The sequence below is a fragment of the Streptomyces sp. NPDC021562 genome (assembly GCF_040640875.1).
Lineage (GTDB): Bacteria > Actinomycetota > Actinomycetes > Streptomycetales > Streptomycetaceae > Streptomyces.
Genome location: NZ_JBFACN010000004.1, coordinates 354416 through 376050, shown reverse-complemented (window position 1 = coordinate 376050; position 21635 = coordinate 354416). Strand labels below are relative to the sequence as shown.

Here is a 21635-nt window from a genome sequence, read left to right as displayed (position 1 = left end):
CAGGTCCCTTCCTTACGTCACTTGGCCGCGGCCGGGGCGTCCTCGCCGAGAAGCTTGCCGTCCGAGGTCTCGAACTGCTTCTTGAACTCGGCGATCGCGTCGGCGACAGCGGTGAGGGTGTCGTCCGACATCTTGCCGCCCTCCTTGATGGAGGTCATGAGGCCCTGCTCCTTGCGGTGCAGGTACTCCAGCAGCTCCTTCTCGAAGCGGCGGATGTCGGCGACCGGGACGTCGTCCATCTTGCCGGTGGTACCGGCCCACACGGAGACGACCTGGTCCTCGGTCGGCATCGGCTGGTACTGAGCCTGCTTGAGCAGCTCGACCAGACGCTGACCACGCTCCAGCTGCGACTTCGACGCGGCGTCCAGGTCGGAACCGAAGGCGGCGAACGCCTCCAGCTCGCGGTACTGGGCCAGGTCCAGACGCAGTCGGCCGGAGACCTGCTTCATCGCCTTGTGCTGCGCGGAACCGCCGACTCGGGAGACGGAGATACCGACGTTCAGCGCGGGGCGCTGACCGGCGTTGAACAGGTCCGACTCCAGGAAGCACTGGCCGTCGGTGATGGAGATGACGTTGGTCGGGATGAACGCCGAGACGTCGTTGGCCTTGGTCTCGACGATCGGCAGACCGGTCATCGAGCCGGCACCCATGTCGTCGGAGAGCTTGGCGCAGCGCTCCAGGAGACGGGAGTGCAGGTAGAAGACGTCACCCGGGTACGCCTCGCGGCCCGGCGGGCGGCGCAGCAGCAGCGACACGGCGCGGTAGGCGTCGGCCTGCTTCGACAGGTCGTCGAAGATGATCAGGACGTGCTTGCCGTCGTACATCCAGTGCTGGCCGATGGCCGAGCCGGTGTACGGCGCCAGGTACTTGAAGCCGGCCGGGTCGGACGCCGGGGCGGCGACGATGGTCGTGTACTCCAGCGCGCCGGCCTCTTCGAGGGCGCCACGCACGGAGGCGATGGTCGAGCCCTTCTGGCCGATGGCGACGTAGACGCAGCGGACCTGCTTCTTCGGGTCGCCCGAGCGCCAGTTGTCGCGCTGGTTGATGATGGTGTCGACGGCCAGGGCGGTCTTGCCGGTCTGGCGGTCGCCGATGATCAGCTGACGCTGGCCGCGGCCGACCGGGGTCATGGCGTCGACGGCCTTGTAGCCGGTCTCCATCGGCTCGTGCACCGACTTACGGGCCATGACGCCGGGAGCCTGCAGCTCCAGGGCACGGCGGCCGGACGTCTCGATCTCGCCGAGGCCGTCGATCGGGTTGCCGAGCGGGTCGACGACGCGGCCGAGGTAGCCCTCGCCGACCGCGACGGAGAGGACCTCACCGGTGCGCTGCACCGGCTGACCCTCCTCGATGCCGCTGAACTCACCGAGGACGATGGCGCCGATCTCGCGCTCTTCCAGGTTCAGCGCGAGGCCGAGGGTGCCGTCCTCGAACTTCAGCAGTTCGTTGGCCATGGCCGAGGGAAGACCCTCGACCTTCGCGATGCCGTCGCCGGCAAGGGTGACCGTACCGACCTCCTCGCGCGAGGCCGCGTCCGGCTGGTACGACTGGACGAAGTTCTCCAGCGCGTCCCGGATCTCCTCCGGCCGGATCGTGAGCTCCGCCATCTGGGTTCCCTGCTCTCCTTGTTGGGCCCGAAGTTTCACTTGGGGGGTCTGGGGGCGACCCCCAGGATTCTTCTGCACACCGGCCCAACCAGGGCCGTAAGTACGTACTGACTCTTGAGTTGGGTGCTAGCTCGCCATGCGGCGGGCCGCGTCCTCGAGCCGGTCCGCGATCGAACCGTTGATGACCTCGTCACCCACCTGCACCCGGATCCCGCCGACGACGTCGGGGTCGACGTCGAGGTTCAGGTGCATCGTGCGGCCGTAGAGCTTCGCGAGGGCGGCGCCCAGGCGCTGCTTCTGCGGCTCGCTCAGCGGGACCGCCGAGGTGACGACGGCGACGACGCGGTTGCGGCGCTCCGCGGCGAGCTTGGACAGGGCCTCCAGGCCCGCTTCCAGGCTACGTCCCCGCGGCGCGGTCACAAGGCGCGTGACCAGACGCTCGGTGGCGGGCTTGGCCCGGCCGCCGAGCAGCCGGTGCAGCAGCTCGATCTTGGCGGCGCCGGTCGCCTTGCGGTCGGTGAGCGCGGCGCGCAGCTCGGTGCTGGAGGAGACGATCCGGCCGAACCGGAACAGCTCGTCCTCCACGTCGTCCAGCGTGCCCGACTTCTGCGCGGCGGTGAGGTCGGCGACGTCCGCCAGCTCCTCCAGCGCGTCCACCAGGTCGCGGGGCTGCGACCAGCGGGAGCGGACCAGACCGGCCACCACGTCGGCGGTGGTCCCGGAGACCTGCCCGCCGACCAGGCGGCGGACCAGCTCGGCCTTGGCCTCGCCGGACTGCGCCGGGTCGGTGAGGACCCGACGCAGGCCCGCCTCGCGGTCGAGCAGCGCGGTGACGGCCGCCAGCTCGTCGGCGAGCCGCGTCGCGTCCACGGACACGGAGTCCGTCAGCGCGTCGAGACGCTCGCGTCCGGCTGCCAGGGCCTCGCGGCTCGCTCCGTGCGCTGTCATCGAGCCGCCTCGGCCTTCTCCTCGAGCTCGTCGAGGAAGCGGTCGATGACGCGGCTCTGCCGGGCGTGGTCCTGGAGGGACTCGCCGACGAGCTTGCCGGCCAGGTCGGTGGCCAGCTGGCCGACGTCCTGGCGCAGGGCCTGCGCGGCCGACTTGCGGTCGGCCTCGATCTGGGCGTGCCCGGCGGCGACGATCTCCTCACGCTGCCGCTGGCCCTCGGCGCGCATCTCGGCGATGAGCGCGGCGCCCTGCTCCTGAGCCTCCTGGCGCAGGCGCGCGGCCTCGTGGCGGGCCTCGGCCAGCTGCGCCTTGTACTGCTCAAGGACGCTCTGGGCCTCGGTCTGCGCGGCCTCGGCCTTCTCGATACCGCCCTCGATCGCCTCGCGGCGCTGCTCCAGAACCTTGTTGATGTTCGGAAGGAGCTTCTTGGCGAGGAAGCCGAAGACGATGACGAAGGCGATGAGGCCGATGACGAGCTCTGGGATCGGCGGGATGAGGGGGTTTTCGGCCTCCTCCGCCGCCAGCTGAACCAGGGGGCTCATATCAGTGCCTTTCGTCTAAAAGTGCGCGACGGTCGGGTCAGGAGGCCGGGTAGACGAACGGCATGACCAGACCGATCAGGGCGAGCGCCTCACAGAAGGCGAAGCCGAGGATCTGGTTGGCGCGGATGAGGCCGGCGGCCTCGGGCTGACGGGCGAGCGCCTGCGTGCCGTTGCCGAAGATGATGCCGATACCGACGCCCGGGCCGATCGCCGCGAGGCCGTAACCGATGGAACCGAGGTTGCCCTTGATCTGGACGCCGGCGGCAATGGTTTCGAGAGCGGACATGCCGGTTCTTCCTTCTCTTTCAATGACCGGTGGGGGTTGGCCACCGGATGCCTGGGTGGGTGGTCGGGTTGGCGCTCAGTGGTGCTCGGCGAGCGCGCCCTGGATGTAGCTGCAGGTCAGCAGTACGAAGACGTACGCCTGGACAGCCTGGATGAAGAGCTCGAAGGCGGTCATCACGAGGACCATGACGAACGAGACACCGGAGTAGGCGATGCCGATGCCGTTCAGCATGTACCAGCTGGCGATCGTGAAGAGCAGCAGCAGGGTGTGACCGGCGAACATGTTCGCGAAGAGTCGTACGGCGTGGGTGAACGGCCGGACGATCAGGTTCGAGAAGAACTCGATCGTCATCGACAGCGGGAGCACCGGGCCGAGCGTCTTGTCGTAGCCGGTGACGTTCTTGAAGAAGCCGACGAAACCCTGGCGCTTGAAGGTGAGCACGACCCACGTGATGTACACGAGGGCGGCCAGCACCGCGGGGTACGAGATGATCGCGGTGACCGGGAACTGGGCGATCGGGATGATCGACCACAGGTTCATCATCCAGATGAAGAAGAACAGCGAGACGACGAACGGGACGTACTTCTCGCCTTCCTTCTTGCCGATGGTCTCGTAGACGACACCGCGACGGACGAAGTCGTAGCCGGTCTCGGCGATCATCTGGAGCTTGCCCGGGACGACCTTCGGACGCGCGAACGCGGCCCAGAAGAAGCCCACGATGATGATCGACCCGAGCAGCGCCAGCAGCATCGTCTTGTTGAAGTACACGCTGCTGTCCGCGTCGCCGAAGAGCGGCTTGAACAGGAACGAGTGCAGGCCCGGAGCCGGGAAGCCACACCCGTCGAACAGGTGGCAGCTCGTGTCGAAAGCGAGCGTCTGCGTCGGGTCAGCACTCACCGCGGGCTCCTTCATCGTGGCGCATGGGTACGGCAACCTCGTTGTGTCGGCGCGGCGCAGGGCCGCGGTTCGGCACGGGACTGGTGTTACGGATGTGGGGGCGGCTGAGGGGCATCTCGCCTCGCGATTGAGCAGGCGTCAGCTCAGATGCCCGCGCCCGCGATGCCGCAGTTGGCACCGGACGATAGCAGGATCTCTCGTACGCCTTTATCCCGGCCCTACCCCTCACGACGGATGCCCGGTCTTCTCGGCCTTGCCGGCCTCGTCCGGTTCGACGTAGAGGATCTTGGCCTTCATGTGGGCGCGGGTCTGCGCGGCGATCCACGTGAGGGTGGCGACCACGAGAGTGAGGGCGAAGGCCCGGGGGTTGAACAGCGTCGTGTTCTTGAACACGGCCATGAAGACGACCAGCAGCAGGAGCTGGGCCGCGTAGAGCATCAGGCCCATCATCTGGAAGAGCTGCGGCATGGACCTGGCCGTGCGCTGCAGGACATAGAGACCGATCCCCATGAAGAGGATCACGATCACCGTCCCGACGAGCGCCCCGATCGCTCCCTTTCCGCCCGCGACCACACCGCCGACGACGGCGGCGAGCACGCCGACGGCGGCCGTGGGTACGGCGGCCTGGGCCAGGATCCGGGCGTCATTGGACGGCATGGCGGCAACTCCGCTTTCACAGGGGGCAGGTGTCGTCATGGACGAGCGTAGTCCCGGTCGGAGGGGCGAAAACCTCACGCCTGCCTCACGCCAATGGACCAACGCGGTTGCGTCCGTCGGCTCTCTCCGGGGTTCTCGTGAACCGTATCACAAACTATTTGATGAGGTCTTTACCTGTTCGGTGTGCTTGGTGTCACACATGAGAGTGAACCTGCCCGTCTGAGCGAAAACCGGGCCGTTCTGTCTGGTATTGGGGGTGTTTACTCCCCCACGAGTTGGCAATGCTCTAGTCAGATTCTTACCTTGGCGAGGGTCAGCGCGAGCTTCCCGAGGTGCGCCGGTCCAGCACGCGGGAGCGGGCTCCGATGGCCGTCGCGCCGTTGACCTGACCGCGCTCCGGAGCCGCAACTACAGCCGCCGGCTGCGGAGTTGCGGCGGCGGGCGCCTGGGCCGCCTGGGCCGCCAGGGCGGCCCTGCGGCGCCGGTAACGCGGCGGCACGAAGGCCTGTGCCCACATCGGGGCCCGCGGGGTGAAGCGCGGCAGCAGGAGCAGCGCCAGGCCGACCGCGCTGAAGAAGACCACGCCGAGCACGATCCACATGGACGCGGAGTTCACGGAGTAGGCCAGCGCCCCGAAGGCGATCAGGGCCGCCCAGAAGTACATGATCAGCACGGCCCTGCTGTGCGAGTGGCCGACTTCCAGCAGCCGGTGGTGCAGGTGGCCGCGGTCCGCCGCGAACGGCGACTGGCCGCGCCAGGTGCGCCGCACGATCGCGAGCACCAGGTCGGCGGCCGGCACCGCGATGATCGTCAGCGGCAGCAGCAGCGGGATGTAGACGGGCACCATCTGGTGCACCGCGTTGCGCTCGGACCCGGCGAACAGGTTCATCACGTCCGGGTCCACCTGGCCCGTGACCGAGATCGCGCCCGCGGCCAGCACCAGGCCGATCAGCATCGAGCCGGAGTCGCCCATGAAGATCCGCGCGGGGTGCATGTTGTGCGGCAGGAAGCCCAGGCACATACCCATCAGGATCGCCGAGAACAGCGTGGCCGGGGCGGCGGCCTCGATGCCGTACGAGTACCAGATCCGGTAGGCGTACATGAAGAACGCCGCGGCGGCGATGCACACCATGCCGGAGGCCAGGCCGTCCAGGCCGTCCACGAAGTTCACCGCGTTGATGGTGATCACCACCAGCGCCACCGTCAGCAGGGTGCCCTGCCAGGGGGTCAGCGCCACCGTGCCGACACCCGGGATGGGCAGCCACAGGATCGTCAGGCCCTGCATGACCATGACGCCCGCGGCGATCATCTGACCGCCCAGCTTGATCAGGGCGTCGATCTCGAACTTGTCGTCGAGCACACCGATCAGCCAGATCAGCGCCGCCCCGGAGAGCAGCGCGCGCGGCTCGTTGGACTTCTCGAAGACCTCGTTGAGGTTGGTCATGTGGTCGGCGACCAGCAGACCCGCGCACAGCCCGAAGAACATGGCGATACCGCCGAGCCGCGGAGTGGGTTCCCGGTGCACGTCACGGGCCCTGATCTCCGGCATCGCCCCGGCCACGATCGCGAACTTCCGTACCGGCCCTGTCAGCAGGTACGTCACCGCGGCCGTGATGCAGAGCGTCAGCAGGTATTCACGCACGGGCTTCCCCACATGTCTCGCTGGCCATCACAGCCCCACACCCTAGCGAGGGACGCATATGTGTGGGGACTTCCGGGTAGCGACGATGGTTGCACGGGCGGCTGTGAACCGGGCGCACAACAGTGCCTACGACGCTGCGCCTACCCCGTCTCACCGGGGATAGGGCGGAAATCTACCCGTGAGCTCCCGCACCTCGTCACGCACCCTCCCCACCTCCTGCGTCCCGCCCACCACGGCCGCCAGCAGGTCCGCGATCCGGGTCATCTCCGGCTCCCCCATGCCCTGCGTGGTCACGGCCGCCGTGCCCAGCCGCAGCCCGCGTGCGTCGCCGTGCGGAAGAGCACAGCAGTCGAGGACGATCCCGGCGGCGGCGAGCCGGCCCCGGGCGACGCGCCCCTCCACCCCGAGGGGGGCCGGGTCGGCGGTGATCAGATGGGTGTCGGTGCCGCCGGTCGTGACCGCGAGCCCCCGCTCGGCGAGACCGGCCGCGAGCACCTTCGCGTTGGCGACCACCTGATGGGCGTACGCGCTGAACGCCGGTGTCGCCGCCTCCCCGAACGCGACCGCCTTGGCGGCGACGCTGTGCATCTGCGCGCCGCCCTGGGTGAACGGGAACACCGCCCGGTCCAGGCGCTCGGCCAGCTCGGGCGCCTGGCACAGCAGCATCCCGCCGCGCGGCCCGCGCAGCACCTTGTGTGTGGTCGCGCACACCACGTCGGCGTACGGCACCGGGTTCGGCGCCGCTCCCCCGGCGACGAGCCCGATCGGGTGGGCGGCGTCGGCGATCAGGTACGCGCCGACCTCGTCGGCGATCTCGCGGAAGAGGGCGTAGTCGAGGTGGCGGGGGTAGGCGATGGACCCGCACACGATCGCCTTGGGCCGGTGCGACCGGGCCAGCGCCCGCACCTGGTCGTGGTCGACGAGCCCGCTCTCCGCGTCCACCCCGTACCCGATGAAGTCGAACCAGCGGCCGGAGAAGTTGGCCGGCGACCCGTGCGTGAGGTGGCCGCCGTAGGGCAGCCCGAGGGCGAGCACGGTGTCACCGGGGCGCAGCAGCGCGGCGTAGGCCGCCAGCACGGCGGAGGAGCCCGAATGCGACTGCACGTTGGCGTGGGCGGCGCCGAACAGGGCCTTGGCACGGTCGACGGCGAGCCGCTCGGCGACGTCGACGATCTCGCAGCCGCCGTGGTGCCGGGCGCCCGGATACCCCTCGGCGTACTTGTTGGCGAGCGGCGAGCCGAGCGCCGCCAGCACGGCCGGGGAACTGAAGTTCTCGGCGGCGATCAGCTGCAACGACGTCGACTGCCGGGCCAGCTCCCCCAGCAGGAGCTCGGCCAGCTCCGGGTCCTGGCGCCGCAGCAGCAGATCGCCCTCGTCGAGGGCAGGGGTGACCGACATGACGGGCTCCGGACGGTCGGCGGTGACGTAGGTCCAATGTAGGCCCGGTATGCGACGGACGCGCGGTTTGTGCGTACGGATGCGGAGGGTCGCTACATCCGCGCCGGAACACCTGTCAGCGCCGTCACCACCGGGTCCAGCGCCTCGTGTATCTCGTCGCCGATGGACTGGAAGAACGGCAGCGGGGCACCGTACGGGTCGTGGACCTCGTCCGCCTCCGCGGTCGGGGCCAGCAGCCAGCCGCGCAGCGCGGCGGCCGCGCGGACCAGCGCGCGGGCACGGACGACCACGCCGTCGGTGAGCGGCGGCAGCGTCGCCGGGTCGATCGCGCGGACCAGCCGGGTGAACTCCTTCAGGGTGAACGTGCGCAGGCCCGCGGAGTGGCCCATGGAGATGACCTGGGCGCGGTGGTCGCGGGTCGCCGTCAGCACCAGGTCGGCCCGGATGACGTGCTCGTCGAGCAGCTCGCGGCCCACGAACCCGGAGGCGTCCGCGCCGAAGTCGGCGAGCACGGCCTCCGCGTTCGCCTCCATGGGGGCGCCCTCGTGGCCCCAGGTGCCCGCGCTCTCCACGATCAGCCCGCCGCCCAGGAACGTGCCGAGCCGGTCGGTCACGAGGTGGCGGTTCAGCCGCTCGGTGATCGGCGAGCGGCACACGTTGCCGGTGCTGACGTGGAGGATGCGGAAGCTGTCGCGCGGCAGCCCCACGAACGTCGTCGTGATCTCCGCCGCGCGCTCCCCGTTGCCTATGCCACGCCCCGCGTCAGGGGCTGTCAATTCGCCACCTCGAGGTCGGGTACGACCTTGCGCAGCTCCTCCGCCGAGATCGCGCCCGCGCGCAGCAGCAGCGGAACCTCACGGGTGACGTCGACGATCGAGGACGGCACGTTGCCCGGGGTCGGTCCGCCGTCGAGGTAGACGGAGACGGAGTCGCCGAGCATGTCCTGCGCGGCGTCACAGGTCTCCGGCGAGGGGTGGCCGGTGAGGTTGGCGGAGGACACGGCCATCGGGCCGACCTCGGTGAGCAGTTCGATGGCGACCGGGTGCAGGGGCATGCGCACGGCGACCGTGCCGCGGGTGTCGCCCAGGTCCCACTGCAGGGACGGCTGGTGCCTGGCGACCAGGGTGAGCGCGCCCGGCCAGAACGCGTCGACCAGCTCCCAGGCCAGCTCGGAGAAGTCCGTGACGAGCCCGTGCAGGGTGTTCGGGGAGCCGATCAGCACCGGGGTGGGCATGTTGCGGCCCCGGCCCTTGGCGTCGAGGAGGTCGGCGACCGCCTCCGAGGAGAACGCGTCGGCGCCGATGCCGTACACCGTGTCGGTCGGCAGCACCACCAGTTCCCCCCGGCGGACGGCGGACGCGGCCTCGCGCAGACCCGTCACGCGGTCGGTCGCGTCGTTGGTGTCGTATCGCCGTGCCATGTCTAGCGGGCCTCCTCGTACACGTAACTCTGGACTTCGGAAAACACTGCCTGCGGGATACGCGCCGCATACGGGGTGCTCACGGCAGCGCCTTGCGGGCGGTCGCGAAGCGGGGACGGTTGTTGAGGTCCGGGTGGTCGGCCGCGTCGGCCCAGCCCCGCTCCTCGGTGAAGATCCACGGCACCTGGCCGCCCTGGGTGTCGGCGTGCTCGATGACGACGACACCTCCGGGGCGCAGCAGCCGGTGCGCGGTGCGTTCGATGCCCCGGATCAGGTCGAGGCCGTCCTCGCCGGAGAACAGCGCGAGTTCGGGGTCGTAGTCGCGGGCCTCGGGGGCGACGTACTCCCACTCGGTGAGCGGGATGTACGGGGGGTTGGAGATGACCAGGTCGACATGGCCGTCGAGGTCGTGGAAGGCGTCCAGGGCGTCTCCCTGGCGCAGGTCCACCCGGGAGCCCGCCACGTTCTTGCGGGTCCACTGGAGCGCCTCCTCGGACAGCTCCACGGCGTGCACGCGCGAGCGCGGGACCTCCTGGGCGAGGGCGAGCGCGATGGCACCGGAACCGGTGCACAGGTCGACGATGCGGGGCTCGACGACGTCCATGGCCCGCACGGCGTCTATGGCCCACCCGACCACCGACTCGGTCTCCGGGCGCGGCACGAACACCCCGGGACCCACCTGGAGTTCGAGATAGCGGAAGTACGCCCGCCCGGTGATGTGCTGGAGCGGCTCGCGCTGCTCCCGGCGGGCGATGACCTCCCAGTAGCGGGCGTCGAAGTCCGCGTCCTTGACGGTGTGCAGCGCGCCCCGCTTCACGCCGTGCACGAACGCGGCGAGCTCCTCCGCGTCGTTGCGCGGCGAGGGCACGCCGGCGTCGGCCAGCCGCTGGGCGGCCTGCGCCACCTCGGCGAGCAGCACACTGCGGGGGCTTGGGGGTCGCCCCCCAAATTCTTGCTGCACGCTGGTCCTCCGTGTCGTAACTCGTACGTTCCGTACGTGCCGTACGTGCCTTACGCGGCCGCGAGCTTGGCGGCCGAGTCCGCGTCGACGCAGGCCTGGATGACCGCGTCGAGGTCGCCGTCCAGGACCTGGTCCAGGTTGTACGCCTTGAAGCCGACGCGGTGGTCCGAGATGCGGTTCTCCGGGAAGTTGTACGTGCGGATCTTCTCGGAGCGGTCGACGGTGCGGACCTGGCTGCGGCGGGCGTCGGCGGCTTCCCGCTCCGCCTCCTCCTGAGCCGCGGCGAGCAGCCTGGAGCGCAGGATACGCAAGGCCTGCTCCTTGTTCTGCAGCTGGCTCTTCTCGTTCTGGCAGGAGGCGACGACCCCGGTGGGCAGGTGCGTGATGCGCACGGCGGAGTCGGTGGTGTTCACGGACTGCCCGCCCGGCCCGGAGGACCGGTACACGTCGATGCGGAGGTCGTTGGGGTTGATCTCGACGTCGACCTCCTCCGCCTCCGGCGTGACCAGGACACCGGCCGCGGAGGTGTGGATCCGGCCCTGCGACTCGGTCGCCGGCACCCGCTGCACGCGGTGCACGCCGCCCTCGTACTTCAGCCGCGCCCAGACGCCCTGCCCGGGCTCCGTCGCGCCCTGGCCGCCCTTGGTCTTCACGGCGACCTGGACGTCCTTGTACCCGCCCAGCTCGGACTCGGTGGCGTCGATGATCTCGGTCTTCCAGCCGACGCGCTCGGCGTACCGCAGGTACATGCGCAGCAGGTCGCCGGCGAACAGCGCGGACTCGTCGCCGCCCGCGCCGGCCTTGATCTCCAGGATGACGTCCTTGTCGTCGGACGGGTCCCGGGGCACCAGCAGCAGCCGCAGCTTCTCGGTGAGCTCCTCGCGCTGCTTGTCCAGCTCCTTGACCTCGGCGGCGAAGTCGGGGTCGTCGGCGGCCAGTTCACGCGCGGTCTCGATGTCGTCGCCGGTCTGCTTCCAGGAGCGGTACGTGGCGACGATCGGGGTGAGTTCGGCGTAGCGCTTGTTCAGCTTGCGCGCGTTGGCCTGGTCGGCGTGGACCGACGGATCGGCGAGCTTCTTCTCCAGGTCTGCGTGCTCGACGACGAGTTCCTCGACGGCCTCGAACATGTTGGGCTCCTGATACTGCTGCGGCACGGGGGAAGGAAAGGCGGGCGACCAAAAACGCCGGTCCCGGCCACACCCCTCACGGGGGCGTGCCGTGGACCGGCGAAGTCGGGCTCGCTACTTCTTGTTGCCGGCGGCAGCCTTGCCGAAGCGGGCCTCGAAGCGGGCCACACGGCCACCGGTGTCGAGGATCTTCTGCTTGCCCGTGTAGAACGGGTGGCACTCGGAGCAGACCTCGGCACGGATGGTGCCGCTGGTGATCGTGCTACGGGTGGTGAACGACGCGCCACAGGTGCAGCTGACCTGCGTCTCGACGTACTCGGGGTGGATGTCGCGCTTCAAGGGGTTCTCCTAGATATCGGGAGGGCACCGGGTCGCCGTCGCGGGCTGCGGGGCGTGAACCGGGGCCGACGGTCCAGTCTGCCAGGGCTGGCCGTATCTCCCAAAACCGGGGCCCTTGGATCTTTATTCCAGGGGCCACGCCCAGGGGGCTTTCAGGGGCGTCTGCGGCAGCGCCCCTCACGACGACGTCACGACCCCCTCGGCCTGCCCCGTCGCCGTCCCCTTCGTCGCGGAGGCGGGGATCGGCTCGTCGTCGCGCAGCGCGGCCCACACCTGCTTCGCCTTCGCCTCGGCGACCACCACCCGGTTCGGGTCGGAGGGGTCGTACCGGACCGGCATCGTCACCATGTGCATGTTCTGCGCACCGATGGACTTCAGCCCGTTCGCGAAGTCGATCAGCGAGTTCACCGAGCCCAGGTCGGAGTCGGCGGTGACGGTCTTCGTCGCGGTGTCGGCCAGGTCGTACAGCTTCTTGGGGCTGGTGAACACCCCCACCTGCTCGACCTGGTGGATCAGCGCCTTCACGAACGCCTGCTGGAGCTGGATGCGGCCCAGGTCGGAGCCGTCGCCGACGCCGTGCCGGGTGCGCACCAGGCCGAGCGCCTGCTGCCCGTCGAGGGTGTGCTCGCCGGCCTTGAGGTCGAGGTGGCTCTGCGGATCGTCGATGGCCTCGGTCGTGGTCAGCGTGACCCCGCCGAGTTCGTCGACGAGCTTCTGGAACCCGGAGAAGTCGACCTCCAGGTAGTGGTCCATGCGGATGCCGGTCATGCTCTCGACCGTCTTGACCGCGCAGGTGGCGCCTCCGGTGGAGTACGCGGAGTTGAACATCACCCCGGTCGCGGCGTCGTGCGTGGTGCCCTGCGCGTCCGTGCAGGACGGGCGGTCGATGAGGGTGTCCCGCGGGACGGACACCACGCTGGCCTGCCGGTGCCCCTTGTAGACGTGGACGATCATCGCCGTGTCGGAGCGGGCGCTGCCGTCGTCGGCGCCGCCGCCTAGCTTCCGGTTGGCGCCGGAACGCGTGTCCGAGCCGAGGACCAGGATGTTCTCGGAGCCGTTGTCGACCTTGGCGGGCCGGTCGGAGCCGAGCATCTGGTTGATGTCGACGGTCCTGAGGTTCCCGTTGAGCTTGAGGTACAGGTAGCCGACGCCGGTACCGCCGAGGACGAGGACGCCCGCCGCCGTCCAGGCCGTGACGCGCAGCGCCCTGCGGCCGCTGCCGGGCGGCTTGCGGCGTCGGCCCCTGCCGCGGCGGCCGGCGGCCGTCGTGGGGGGCTCGGGTATGTGCGGCCCTGGCGTGCTCTCGGCGGACATGGGCTCCTCGGTTCTCGTACGACTGGTCGGTTACCCCCTGCTTTCAGGGTCAGGCCCGGTGTACCGGGAACATCGGCACGTACCGGACCATCGTCGCTCCGCCGGGTCAGACGGCGAAACTCGGGACAGGGTTGCACGACGCGGTGTGCCCACCGCGTCACGCGATGGGCACACCGTGTCATGGGGCGAGTCCGGGCGAACCGGCCTCACCAGGCGTTTCAGCCGAAGATGTCGTACTGCTGGAAACCGGTGCCGAGCGACTTCCTTGTGGCAAAGATCTCGCTCGTCCCCTTGCCGGTGCCCGGGTACAGGTACAGCGTGCCGCCGGTCGTACGGGCCACCAGGTCGGCCTTGCCGTCGCCGGTCAGGTCGCCGACCGCGGCGAGGGTGTTGTAGCCGGTCCAGCCGGCGCGGACCTTCACGCGGGCCGAGAAGAGGCCGGTGCCGGACGTGCCGGTGCCCTTGTACAGGTACAGGTCGCCGCCGCTGCTCCGGCGGGCCAGCAGGTCGGCCTTGCCGTCGCCGTTGAAGTCGCCGACGCCGCGCAGCTGGTTGTACTGGCTCCAGCCGCCGCCGATGCGGACGGGGGCGGCGAAGGTGCCGTTGCCCTTGCCCGGGTACAGCCACAGGACGCCGCCGGAGTCCTCGGAGAGGACGTCGGGCAGGTAGTCGCCGGTGAGGTCACCGGGGATCACGACGGCCCTGCGGGTCTTCCAGTTGGTGAAGATCTTCGTCGTGACCCAGGAGCCGCTGGTCTGGGCGCTGTTGAGAGCGAAGTGGTACCAGTAGACGTCGCCGGTGGACGACACCCGGTAGACGAGGTCCTGGAAGCCGTCCCGGTTCAGGTCGGCCTGGAGGATCAGGTTGACGCCGCTCCAGTCGCCCCACGAGACGCGGGAGGCGAGCGAGGTGCCCTTGGAGTCCAGCTCGTAGCCGACCCTGGTCGACGACCTGCGGGCGAACAGGTCGGCCTTGCCGTCGGTGCAGCTCAGGTTGGTGTCGGCGATCTGCGCGTAGGCGGCACCGACGTAGGTGCTGGCCTTGGAGAAGACGCTGTAGGCGCCCTTGGCGACGCACTTCTGGACGCCCCAGGAGACCACGCCGACGATCCGGCCGCCGACGACCAGCGGACCGCCGGAGTCGCCGTTGCAGGCCGTGGTGGTGCCCGTGTCGGTACCGGTGGCGGCCTTGCCAGCGCAGACCATGTGGCCCTTGACGTAGTCGCTGCCGTAGCCGCCCGTGCAGGCGGTGTCGGACTGGATGGGCAGCGTGGCCGTCTTCAACGTCGGGGAGATGGCGTCCGAGGTGGAGCTGGTGCGGCCCCAGCCGTAGACCTTGGCGGTCTTGGCGGCGGTGCCCGTGTACGACGCGGTGTCGGTGCTGGTCGTCATCCGGATCGGCGTCGCCTTGACCGGGGCGGCCAGGGTGAGCACGGCGACGTCGTTGTTGGGGACACCGTGGGACGACACGGTGTACGACGGGTGGTTCCACTGGCGCAGCACGCCGGAGACGGTGCCGCCGTGCAGATTGGCACTGCCGTCGCTGTTGGTGGTGGGCAGCGCGGCGGTGCCGGTGATGACCACTGACCTGGTGGTGCTCCACTTGAAGCCCTTGACGCAGTGCGCGGCGGTGAGGATCTTCGTGGGCGAGATGACCGAGCCGCCGCAGAAGAAGGCGATGTCGTCGCTGGTGTCGTCGGTGGTGCCCCTGGTGTCGTCGTACCAGAGCTGTGCCATCCACGGCGCCGAGGAGATGGTGGTCGTACCGCCACCGATGATCCTCGGCGAGACGGCGGAGCCGCTGCTCGACGGCTTCGTGCTCGTCGTCCCGCCGTTGACGGCGGCGACCGCGTCGGCGGCGCGCCGCTCCAGGGCGGCCTTCGACGGCGCGCCGACGGCCGGCTTGACCGTCGGCACCGGCTGGGTGGCCGCGCTGGCGGAGGTCGAGATCAGTGCGGCCGTGACGGCGGCGGCGACGGAGGCCGCGGCCACGGCCACGGGCAGAGCGAAACGTATCCGGCGTCTGTGACGGCCGGTCCCGGACGCGGGTGTACCCACCTGAGTCCCCCCCTGGGGATATGGAGTTCGACATTCGGTCAAGGGACCGAAGGGCGTGATCGTACACCGGTCGCGAAAACGCCAGAAGCCGTCCCCACCAGGGGGGACGGCTTCCGGTTATGAAGATCTACGGGGACTTTCAGTCTCCGTTGCCGGGCGTCGGCGTCGTCTTCTGGATCTGCATCAGGAACTCGACGTTCGACTTCGTCTGCTTCATCTTGTCGAGCAGCAGCTCGATCGCCTGCTGCTGGTCGAGCGCGTGCAGCACCCGGCGCAGCTTCCAGACGACGGCCAGCTCCTCGTTGCCGAGAAGGATCTCCTCCTTGCGGGTGCCGGACGCGTCCACGTCCACCGCCGGGAAGATGCGCTTGTCGGCGAGCTTCCGGTCGAGCTTGAGCTCCATGTTGCCGGTGCCCTTGAACTCCTCGAAGATCACCTCGTCCATGCGGGACCCGGTGTCCACCAGGGCGGTGGCGAGGATCGTGAGGGATCCGCCGTCCTCGATGTTGCGGGCCGCACCGAAGAAGCGCTTCGGCGGGTACAGGGCGGTCGAGTCGACACCACCGGACAGGATGCGGCCGGACGCCGGCGCCGCGAGGTTGTACGCACGGCCCAGACGCGTGATCGAGTCGAGCAGCACGACGACGTCGTGGCCCAGCTCCACCAGCCGCTTGGCGCGCTCGATGGCGAGCTCGGCGACCGTGGTGTGGTCCTCGGCCGGGCGGTCGAAGGTCGAGGAGATGACCTCGCCCTTCACCGACCGCTGCATGTCGGTGACCTCTTCCGGACGCTCGTCGACGAGGACGACCATCAGGTGGCACTCGGGGTTGTTGTGGGTGATCGCGTTGGCGATCGCCTGCATGATCATGGTCTTGCCGGTCTTCGGCGGGGCCACGATCAGACCGCGCTGGCCCTTGCCGATCGGCGACACGAGGTCGATGATCCGCGTGGTGAGCACGCCGGGGTCCGTCTCCAGGCGGAGCCGGTCCTGCGGGTAGAGCGGGGTCAGCTTGTTGAACTCCGGGCGGCCGCGGCCGTGTTCGGGCGCCATGCCGTTGACGGAGTCGAGGCGGACCAGCGCGTTGAACTTCTCGCGCCGCTCGCCCTCCTTCGGCTGGCGGACCGCGCCGGTGATGTGGTCGCCCTTGCGCAGGCCGTTCTTGCGGACCTGGGCGAGGGAGACGTACACGTCGTTCGGACCCGGGAGGTAGCCGGAGGTCCGGATGAACGCGTAGTTGTCGAGGATGTCCAGGATGCCCGCGACCGGGATCAGGACGTCGTCGTCGGCCAGCTGCGGCTCGGCGCCGCCGATCTCGTCACGGCCACGACGCCCACGACGGTCCCGGTAGCGGCCGCGACGGCCGCGGCGGCCGCCGTCGAAGTCGTCGTCGTCCTGCGGGCCCACGTTGCGGTCCTGACGGCCGCCGCCCTGCTGCTGGCCCTGGCCCTGCTGCTGACGGTCCTGCCGGTCCTGGCGGTCCTGACGACCGCCCTGGCCGCTCTGGCCGCCCTGCTGCTCGTCGCCCTTGCCGCGGCGGTCGCGGTCACGGCCGCGCTCGCGGCGGTCGCGGCGGCCACGGCCCTCGCCGTCACCGGCGTCGGCCTTGGCCTCGCCCTGCTGGGCGGGCGTCTCGGCCCTGGTCTCGGTCTTCGCCTCGGCGACGATCGTCTCGGCGCCGCCCGCGGCCGGGCTGCCCGCCTCGGCGGTGGCACGCCGGCGACGGCGCTCGGTGGGGGCGTCGTCCCCGCCCCGCTCGGCCTCGCTCGCGCGGGAGCCGGCCGGCTGGCCCGGGATCTCGATCTGCTGCTGGGCCACGGCCTTCTCGGCGGGAGCCTCGGCGGGCTGCGCCGCCTTCTTCTCCGCGGCGTCGTCGCCCGTACGGGCCTTGGAGGTGGCCCGGCGCTTCGGCTTGGTCTCGGTGGCCGCCTCGGCCTTGGCGGGGGCACCGCCGCCGGCCTGGGCCTCCTTGATGACCTCGATCAGCTGGCTCTTGCGCATGCGCGCGGTGCCCCTGATGCCGAGGCCGGATGCGACCTGCTGAAGCTCGGCCAGCACCATGCCCTCGAGGCCGGTACCGCGGCGCCGCCGGGAGCCGGCACCGGAGGCAGGCGCGGAGGCGTCCGTGGCGGGCGCGGCAGCGGTCTCCTCGACACGTGCGCCCATCAGATCGGTGGTGTCGCTCACGAAGGGTCCTTCCCTGGAGCGGACGTCGGCCTGTCTGGCTCGGCGACCGGTTGTGCTGTCCGGCTTCGGTCCTTGCTGTGGACCGGCCGGGGCGGTGGTCCGCCAAAGCGGCGGAGAGAATTTCTGGTGACGGCGCTTCCTCAGCCGTGGCACCCGGTGTCACGCTGGCGTGGTCGCACCTGTTCCGGAGCGTGCCCAGCGGCCTGCTCAGAGTCCGCGTACGGCGTACTGCCCAGGTACGTCATACAGAACGCTGAATGGCTTGGGAGACTCCCGGAAGAATGTCTGTCCCGGACGGGGACGTGAAGCACCTCGCCATGGTGGGGTCGGGTGCAGACTTGAGGTTAACACTACCGGATCCAACAAACATTCCCCCTCTCCAAATCCGGCAATCGCACACGGTCAGATGTCGCTGGAGGTCGCGAGCGGCAGCACACTCGTCCCTCGCGCGTCGAGGTCGAGCCTGTTGGCGGCCCACTCCGGACCCGCCAGGGCCTGCACTTTCTCGGCGCTGTCGGCGTCCGCCAGGGCCATCACGGTGGGGCCGGCGCCCGAGATCACGGCCGGGACCCCGTCGGCGCGCAGGCGTTCCACCAGGGCGGCGCTCTCCGGCATGGCGGGGGCGCGGTACTCCTGGTGCAGCCGGTCCTCGGTGGCGGGCAGCAGCAGCTCGGGGCGCCGGGTGAGGGCCTCGACGAGCAGGGCGGCACGGCCGGCGTTGGCGGCCGCATCGACGTGCGGCACGGAGCGCGGAAGCAGTCCGCGCGCGGTCTCCGTGAGGACCGGCTTTCCGGGCACGAAAACCACCGGAACGATGGAATCGGCGGGCTCCATCCTGATCGCCCGGGCGGCGCCGGACTCCATCCAGGAGAGCGTGAAACCGCCGAGCAGGCAGGCCGCGACGTTGTCGGGGTGACCCTCGATCTCGGTGGCCAGCTCCAGGAGCGCGGCGTCGTCGAGCCTGGCCTCGCCGCCTATGGTCACCGCGCGTGCGGCGACGATGCCGGCGCAGATGGCGGCGGAGGAGGAGCCCAGGCCACGGCCGTGCGGGATGCGGTTGGCGCACACGATCTCCAGGCCGCGGGGCTGTCCGCCCAGCAGGTCGAAGGCGGTGCGCAGGGAGCGTACGAGGAGGTGACTCTCGTCACGTGGCAGCGTCTCGCTGCCCTCGCCCGCGATGTCGATGTGCAGCCCGGAGTCGGCCACCCGGACGACGACGTCGTCGTAGAGCCCCAGTGCGAGACCCAGGGCGTCGAAGCCCGGGCCGATGTTGGCGCTGGTGGCGGGGGTGCGCACCCGGACGGCGGCGGCGCGGAACGCTGGACCGGCCATCGCTCGATGACTCTCCTTGAGCTGCGTGATGGTCGAATGACATTCGATAGGTACGTGGGGGAACCTCGGGCCGTGGAGACGGCGCGGCACCGCGCCATATGCGGAGGCATATGCAGCGGGCGGGTTCGGTACAGCCTATCGAAGGAAGGTTCTGTGGCGACATAGGGCGCACAGGAGGCGCACGATGCGTGTCGTAAGCCCCCTGTGCCCCCTTCGTAGGGAGTCCCCTCGTCAGGACGCCACAGGCCCTTCACCGGTTGCCCGGCCGGGGTCGGTCGAGTGTGCCGGGTGAGCCGCGTGGTTCTCAAGCACTCCTCGAGTACCCCTTGAGCGGTTTTCTAGGCGAGGCCCAGGCGCTCCGCCGCGGCGGCCGCGTCGACCGGCACCGTGACCGGCTGCGGGGCGCCGGCGACGGCCCAGTCGGGGTCCTTCAGGCCGTTGCCGGTGACCGTGCAGACGATGCGCTGGCCCGGGTCCACCTTGCCCTGCTCGGCGGCCTTCAGCAGACCGGCGACGGAGGCGGCGGAGGCGGGCTCCACGAAGACACCCTCCTGGGCGGCCAACAGGCGGTAGGCGCGCAGGATCTCACGGTCCGTCACCTCGTCGATGAGGCCTTCGGACTCGTCCCGCGCGGCGAGCGCGAACTGCCACGAGGCGGGGTTGCCGATCCGGATGGCGGTGGCGATGGTCGAGGGGTCCTTGACGATCTCGCCGCGCACGATCGGGGCGCTGCCGGAGGCCTGGAAGCCCCACATCCGGGGGGTCTTCGAGGAGACGCCGTCACCGGCGTACTCCCGGTAGCCCTTCCAGTAGGCGGTGATGTTGCCCGCGTTGCCGACCGGCAGGACGTGGATGTCGGGGGCGTCCCCGAGCATGTCCACGATCTCGAAGGCGGCCGTCTTCTGCCCCTCGATGCGTACCGGGTTGACCGAATTGACCAGCGCCACCGGGTAGTTCTCGCTCAGGTTGCGGGCGAGGGTGAGGCAGTCGTCGAAGTTGCCGTCGACCTGGAGGATCTTCGCGCCGTGCACGAGGGCCTGGCCCATCTTGCCGAGCGCGATCTTCCCCCGCGGCACGAGCACCGCCGAGACCATGCCGGCGCGCACGGCGTACGCGGCGGCGGAGGCGGAGGTGTTGCCGGTGGAGGCGCAGATGACGGCCTGCGCGCCCTCCTCCTTGGCCTTGGAGATGGCCATGGTCATCCCGCGGTCCTTGAAGGACCCGGTCGGGTTCGCGCCCTCCACCTTCAGGTGGACCTCGCAGCCCGTGCGCTCGGAGAGCACCTGCGCGGGCACGAGGGGCGTGCCGCCCTCACGGAGCGTCACGACCGGCGTGGTGTCGGAGACGGGCAGCCGGTCCCGGTACTCCTCGATGATTCCGCGCCACTGGTGGGTCATTGCTGGTTACTCTCCTTCAACCCGCATGATGCTGGCGACACCCCGCACGGTGTCGAGCTTGCGCAGCGCCTCGACGGTCCCGGAGAGGGAGGCGTCGGAGGCCCGATGGGTGACGACGACGAGGGAGGCCTCGCCGTCCTTGCCGGTCTGCCGCACCGTATCGATGGACACCCCGTGCTCGGCGAACACGGTGGCAACCTGGGCGAGAACACCCGGTTTGTCGGCGACGTCGAGGCTGATGTGGTAGCGCGTGACGACATCGCCCATCGGGGAGACGGGCAGGGCGGCGTACGACGACTCGCCGGGCCCCGTTGCCCCGCTGAGCCGGTTGCGGCAGACGGCGACCAGGTCGCCGAGGACCGCGGAGGCGGTCGGGGCGCCGCCGGCGCCGGGACCGTAGAACATCAGCTGTCCGCTCGCGTCGGACTCGACGAAGACGGCGTTGTACGCGCCGCGCACGGAGGCGAGCGGATGGGTCAGCGGGATCATCGCGGGGTGCACGCGGGCGGTGACCGAGCCGCCGTCGCCGGCCCGCTCGCAGATGGCCAGCAGCTTGATGGTGCAGCCCATGTTCTTGGCGGAGGCGAAGTCGGCGGCGGTGACCTCGGTCATGCCCTCGCGGTAGACGTCGTCGAGGCGCACCCGCGAGTGGAATGCGATACCGGCCAGGATGGCGGCCTTGGCGGCGGCGTCGAAGCCCTCGACGTCGGCGGTCGGGTCGGCTTCCGCGTACCCGAGCGCGGTGGCCTCGTCGAGGGCCTCCTGGTAGCCGGCGCCCGTGGAGTCCATCTTGTCCAGGATGAAGTTGGTGGTGCCGTTCACGATGCCGAGCACCCGGTTGACCTTGTCGCCGGCGAGCGACTCGCGCAGCGGCCGGATCAGCGGGATGGCGCCGGCGACCGCGGCCTCGTAGTAGAGGTCCCGGCCGTGCTGGTCCGCGGCCGCGTGCAGGGCGGCGCCGTCCTGGGCGAGCAGCGCCTTGTTGGCGGAGACCACGGAGGCGCCGTGCTCGAAGGCGGTGGTGATGAGGGTGCGGGCGGGCTCGATCCCGCCGATGACCTCGACGACCACGTCGATGTCGCCGCGTTTGACGAGGGCGGTGGCGTCGGTGGTGACCAGCGCCGGGTCGATGCCCTCACGCACCTTGGAGGGCCGTCGTACCGCCACACCGGCCAGCTCGATCGGGGCGCCGATCCGCGCGGCGAGGTCGTCGGCGTGCGTCGTCATGATGCGCGCCACCTCTGAGCCGACAACCCCACAGCCCAGCAGCGCCACCTTCAGCGGACGCGTACGCATCATCCGACCTCGTTTCCTCATACCGTCTACGGTTGGACCAGTCTCACTCACCGGACGGTGGTTTCTACCCTTGGTCCGGATCGTGAGACATCTATTTCATTGTGTGGGGGGCGGAAGACAGAAGATCTTCCGACGGAGGACCGGAGGTCTTCCGTTCCCACCGACCGACGCGGGCACCGCACCCGGGCTCAGCCGTCGCCCGGCGGTCCGGTCGACGCCGACACCGCACC

Annotated in this window: 19 protein-coding genes; all 19 read right to left on the bottom strand. The window is 70.1% G+C overall.

The features are described from left to right. Window positions 1-17: 17 nt before the first annotated feature. Entirely contained in the window at window positions 18-1607 is a 1590-nt protein-coding gene (gene atpA / locus AB0G52_RS08690; RefSeq protein ID WP_132888909.1) for a F0F1 ATP synthase subunit alpha, read from the bottom strand. A 126-nt stretch (window positions 1608-1733) separates the two neighbouring features. After that, window positions 1734-2555: a F0F1 ATP synthase subunit delta gene (locus AB0G52_RS08685; protein ID WP_132888908.1), complete on the bottom strand. Its 822-nt coding sequence runs from the start codon at window positions 2553-2555 to the stop codon at window positions 1734-1736. Beyond that, window positions 2552-3097: a F0F1 ATP synthase subunit B gene (locus AB0G52_RS08680; RefSeq protein ID WP_132888907.1), complete on the bottom strand. Its 546-nt coding sequence runs from the start codon at window positions 3095-3097 to the stop codon at window positions 2552-2554. Before AB0G52_RS08680 ends, AB0G52_RS08685 begins: the two co-directional genes overlap by 4 nt. A 37-nt stretch (window positions 3098-3134) precedes the next feature. After that, window positions 3135-3383, bottom strand: coding sequence for an ATP synthase F0 subunit C (gene atpE / locus AB0G52_RS08675; RefSeq protein ID WP_132888906.1), 249 nt, complete (start codon window positions 3381-3383; stop codon window positions 3135-3137). Window positions 3384-3458: 75 nt separating this feature from the next. Next, window positions 3459-4295 (bottom strand): F0F1 ATP synthase subunit A, encoded by an 837-nt coding sequence (gene atpB, locus AB0G52_RS08670; RefSeq protein ID WP_132888905.1) that lies wholly within the window; start codon window positions 4293-4295, stop codon window positions 3459-3461. 210 nt (window positions 4296-4505) lie between these two features. After that, window positions 4506-4937, bottom strand: a complete 432-nt coding sequence (locus tag AB0G52_RS08665) for a hypothetical protein (RefSeq protein WP_132888904.1) — start codon at window positions 4935-4937, stop codon at window positions 4506-4508. 313 nt (window positions 4938-5250) lie between these two features. Next, window positions 5251-6579, bottom strand: coding sequence for an MraY family glycosyltransferase (locus AB0G52_RS08660; RefSeq protein ID WP_132888903.1), 1329 nt, complete (start codon window positions 6577-6579; stop codon window positions 5251-5253). A gap of 150 nt (window positions 6580-6729) precedes the next feature. Continuing rightward, the gene (glyA, locus tag AB0G52_RS08655; protein ID WP_132888902.1) at window positions 6730-7977 is read right to left on the bottom strand and encodes a serine hydroxymethyltransferase; all 1248 of its coding nucleotides are present in this window, start codon (window positions 7975-7977) and stop codon (window positions 6730-6732) included. A 92-nt stretch (window positions 7978-8069) separates the two neighbouring features. Beyond that, the gene (locus AB0G52_RS08650; RefSeq protein ID WP_132888901.1) at window positions 8070-8753 is read right to left on the bottom strand and encodes a protein-tyrosine-phosphatase; all 684 of its coding nucleotides are present in this window, start codon (window positions 8751-8753) and stop codon (window positions 8070-8072) included. Then, on the bottom strand, window positions 8750-9397 hold the full coding sequence (locus AB0G52_RS08645; protein WP_132888900.1) for an L-threonylcarbamoyladenylate synthase: 648 nt from the start codon (window positions 9395-9397) through the stop codon (window positions 8750-8752). Before AB0G52_RS08645 ends, AB0G52_RS08650 begins: the two co-directional genes overlap by 4 nt. Window positions 9398-9476: 79 nt before the next feature. Next, window positions 9477-10316, bottom strand: coding sequence for a peptide chain release factor N(5)-glutamine methyltransferase (gene prmC / locus AB0G52_RS08640; protein ID WP_132888994.1), 840 nt, complete (start codon window positions 10314-10316; stop codon window positions 9477-9479). Between the two features lie 92 nt (window positions 10317-10408). Beyond that, the gene (prfA, locus tag AB0G52_RS08635) at window positions 10409-11485 is read right to left on the bottom strand and encodes a peptide chain release factor 1 (protein WP_132888993.1); all 1077 of its coding nucleotides are present in this window, start codon (window positions 11483-11485) and stop codon (window positions 10409-10411) included. 114 nt (window positions 11486-11599) lie between these two features. Beyond that, window positions 11600-11824: a 50S ribosomal protein L31 gene (rpmE, locus tag AB0G52_RS08630; RefSeq protein WP_132888899.1), complete on the bottom strand. Its 225-nt coding sequence runs from the start codon at window positions 11822-11824 to the stop codon at window positions 11600-11602. 177 nt (window positions 11825-12001) lie between these two features. Next, window positions 12002-13138 carry an LCP family protein gene (locus AB0G52_RS08625; RefSeq protein WP_361335029.1) on the bottom strand — a complete coding sequence of 379 codons (1137 nt, stop codon included), beginning with the start codon at window positions 13136-13138 and terminating at the stop codon, window positions 12002-12004. A gap of 218 nt (window positions 13139-13356) precedes the next feature. Next, window positions 13357-15135 carry a trypsin-like serine protease gene (locus AB0G52_RS08620; RefSeq protein WP_361335026.1) on the bottom strand — a complete coding sequence of 593 codons (1779 nt, stop codon included), beginning with the start codon at window positions 15133-15135 and terminating at the stop codon, window positions 13357-13359. Window positions 15136-15334: 199 nt separating this feature from the next. Then, window positions 15335-17380 (bottom strand): transcription termination factor Rho, encoded by a 2046-nt coding sequence (rho, locus tag AB0G52_RS08615; protein ID WP_132888897.1) that lies wholly within the window; start codon window positions 17378-17380, stop codon window positions 15335-15337. A gap of 402 nt (window positions 17381-17782) precedes the next feature. After that, window positions 17783-18712 carry a homoserine kinase gene (gene thrB / locus AB0G52_RS08610; RefSeq protein ID WP_132888896.1) on the bottom strand — a complete coding sequence of 310 codons (930 nt, stop codon included), beginning with the start codon at window positions 18710-18712 and terminating at the stop codon, window positions 17783-17785. Between the two features lie 338 nt (window positions 18713-19050). Next, window positions 19051-20109, bottom strand: coding sequence for a threonine synthase (gene thrC, locus AB0G52_RS08605; RefSeq protein ID WP_132888895.1), 1059 nt, complete (start codon window positions 20107-20109; stop codon window positions 19051-19053). Between the two features lie 6 nt (window positions 20110-20115). Next, window positions 20116-21405: a homoserine dehydrogenase gene (locus AB0G52_RS08600; protein ID WP_132888991.1), complete on the bottom strand. Its 1290-nt coding sequence runs from the start codon at window positions 21403-21405 to the stop codon at window positions 20116-20118. Between the last annotated feature and the right edge of the window lie 230 nt (window positions 21406-21635).